The sequence below is a fragment of the Mesorhizobium waimense genome (genome assembly GCF_003601975.1).
Classification (GTDB): domain Bacteria; phylum Pseudomonadota; class Alphaproteobacteria; order Rhizobiales; family Rhizobiaceae; genus Mesorhizobium; species Mesorhizobium waimense.
This window is the reverse complement of sequence record NZ_QZWZ01000133.1, coordinates 1-2,626: the sequence shown is the minus strand read 5'-3', so window position 1 is coordinate 2,626 and position 2,626 is coordinate 1. Positions and strand designations below refer to the sequence as shown.

Below are 2,626 nucleotides of genomic sequence, written 5' to 3'. Positions count from 1 at the left end.
GATCCAAACATCAGAGGCCGCCGCCATTCTCGACCGGGTGGTGTCTCATTTGACGGTGATCGACCCGCGTCACGGCCTTGCGGGCCAGCGTCTGGAGCTGGTTTCGTCCCGTTCTGCGCGCGGTCCGGCTTTCGTCGTTGTTCGACTGCCTGACGGACGCCGCCGCTCAATTCGGCGTTCGGTGACCGACCTTGCAGCGGCGTCACCGGAAGAACAGGGCGTGTCGAAATCGTTGGCCCGCATCAACGTCCGAACGCTGCTCACATTGCTGCACCATTTGAACAGCACCTTGGCCTCCCGTATCGAGGAGGTGATTCGCGATGAACATACAGTCGAATCTGTACCGCGTAGCGTCCCAGACCCTCACCGAACTTCCCAACCCGGGCATGGCGACACTCCCGAGCCTTTGGCTCAACTTGCCGGGGGAGACGCAGAAGCAGATCGCGCAGAGCCTCGCGCGACTTCTCTTGCGGATGCGATCGACGAGCGCGCCGACAGCGGCGGATCGGCATGTTGAGAGCATCGAATAGACCGGACGAGTGCATCACTGCTGCGCATCGCGGCAAGCTCGCTTACATTTACGTCCGCCAGTCCTCCGTGAACCAGGTGCGGCATCATCAGGAAAGCACGGAACTGCAATACCGCCTCGTCGATCGCGCGGTCGCTCTCGGCTGGCCGCATGAACGTGTGCACGTCATTGACGAAGATCTTGGCAAATCCGGAGCCGGGACCATCGAGCGGATGGGCTTCAAGAAGCTGATCGCCGAGATCGGATTGGGGAATGCCGGTCTGGTCATCAGTCTCGATGCCTCCCGCCTTGCTCGCAACAACCGCGATTGGCATCAGCTCCTCGATTTGTGCTCGCTCTTCGGCGTCATCATTGCCGATGGCGAACGTCTCTACGATCCCTGCGCCTACCATGACCGCCTGTTGCTCGGTTTGTCGGGCATCATGAGCGAAGCGGAGTTGCACCAGATCAAGCAGCGCCTCCATCAGGGCGAGCGTCAGAAGGCGGCACGCGGCGAGCTACGCCTTCCTGTTCCCGCCGGACTGGCGCATGGTCGCTCCGGCGAGATCATTCTCAATCCCGATGAGCAGGTGCAGGCGAGGCTCGGCCTCGTCTTCGCCAAATTCCGCGAGCTTCACAGTGCACGGGCCGTGATGCGCTACCTGCGAAAGAACGATTTGCCGCTGCCCGTGCGTCCCGTGCTCGGCCCAGCACCGCACGATGTGGTGTGGCGCGAAGCCGACAGTTCACGGGTTCTCAGCATTCTTCAAAATCCTGCCTATGCTGGAGCGTATGTCTATGGCCGGAGGCGGATGGAAGGCGGGCGCATTCGCCATGGCGTTTATCGCCCGAGGACTACCAAGGTCCCCATCGCCGACTGGGAGGTTTGCCTTCAGGCTGCCCATCCTGGTTATATCGGCTGGGAGGAGTTCATGGAGAACCAGAGGCGACTTGTAAACAACATCAACCGCTATGAGGCCGGCCATTCGGGTGTGCCGCGCAAGGGAGCGGCACTGCTGCAGGGCATCGCTGTTTGTGGGCGGTGCGGTCGCCGGATGAGCCTGCGCTATAGCGGTCCTGCGGGCGACTACCCCGTCTACACGTGTCGCGCCGACCGCGATCAGGAGGGCGGGCCGCTATGCCAGGAAGTGCGTGCGCTGCCTGTCGATGCGCACGTCGAAAGCATCCTGCTCGAGGCCTTGACGCCGGACAAGATCGCCATCGCCATCGCCGCCCTGGGCCAGATCGAAGAAGAGACGCGTCAACTTGAGCGGCAGTGGGCGCTGCGGCGCGAGCGGGCTCGTTATGAGGCGGAAAGAGCACGGCGCCAATATGATGCGGTCGAGCCGGAGAACCGCTTGGTGGCGCGTTCGCTGGAGCGCGTGTGGGAAGAGAAGCTGCGCGCCGCCGAGGCGATCGAACAGGATTACGAACGCTGGCGACATGACGAGCCCCTGGTCTTGAACGAGCCGGATCGCGAGGCGCTGCAAAAGCTGGGCGAAGATCTGCCCGGCATCTGGCACTCGCCTTCGACAACGGCGGCCGAACGCAAGGGCATCCTGCGCCTCATCGTCTGCGAGGTCATTCTCGACCAGAAGCGCTTCCACGGCCAAGTCTGGTTCAAGATCTTGTGGCAGACGGGAGCGACAAGTGAACACTCTCTCCAGAGGCGGGTCCACACCTATGGCGACTACATCGATCTGGAGCGGCTGCGCAGCCGCGTGATCGAACTCAACGCTGCGGGCAAAATGGACAAGGAGATCGCAGCGGCGTTGAACGCGGAAGGCTTTGTCGCAGCACGCGGCTGCGCCTTCAAAGGTGAGAATGTCTGGCTTCTGCGGACACGTTGGGGCATCCCCACTGTCAAGATCAACGGGACGAGCGCCAATCCCGACCGCTGGCCAGATGGAACCTACTCTGTTCAAGGGGCGGCCGCAGCCCTGGACGTCACACCCCAAACCGTCTTCGACTACCTCGCCCGCGGCTGGATCGAGGGACGCCAGCTCACGAAGGGGCAGCCATGGCAAATCGAACTCTCGGACGACCAGATCAACACACTGCGGGCGCGGACCGCTCGCACCAGGCGATCAAGGAAGAAGGCATCATGAAAACTTCGCT

General features: G+C 62.4%; 2 protein-coding genes. Both read left to right on the top strand.

What is annotated here, in order from left to right:
* Positions 1-517, top strand: a 517-nt coding sequence (locus tag D3227_RS42125; protein ID WP_167481076.1) for a DUF5372 family protein, incomplete at its 5' end; no start/stop codon positions are given.
* Positions 511-2,616, top strand: coding sequence for a recombinase family protein (locus tag D3227_RS40095; RefSeq protein ID WP_120019432.1), 2,106 nt, complete (start codon positions 511-513; stop codon positions 2,614-2,616). The genes D3227_RS42125 and D3227_RS40095, both read left to right, overlap by 7 nt.
* The last annotated feature ends 10 nt before the right edge of the window (positions 2,617-2,626 follow it).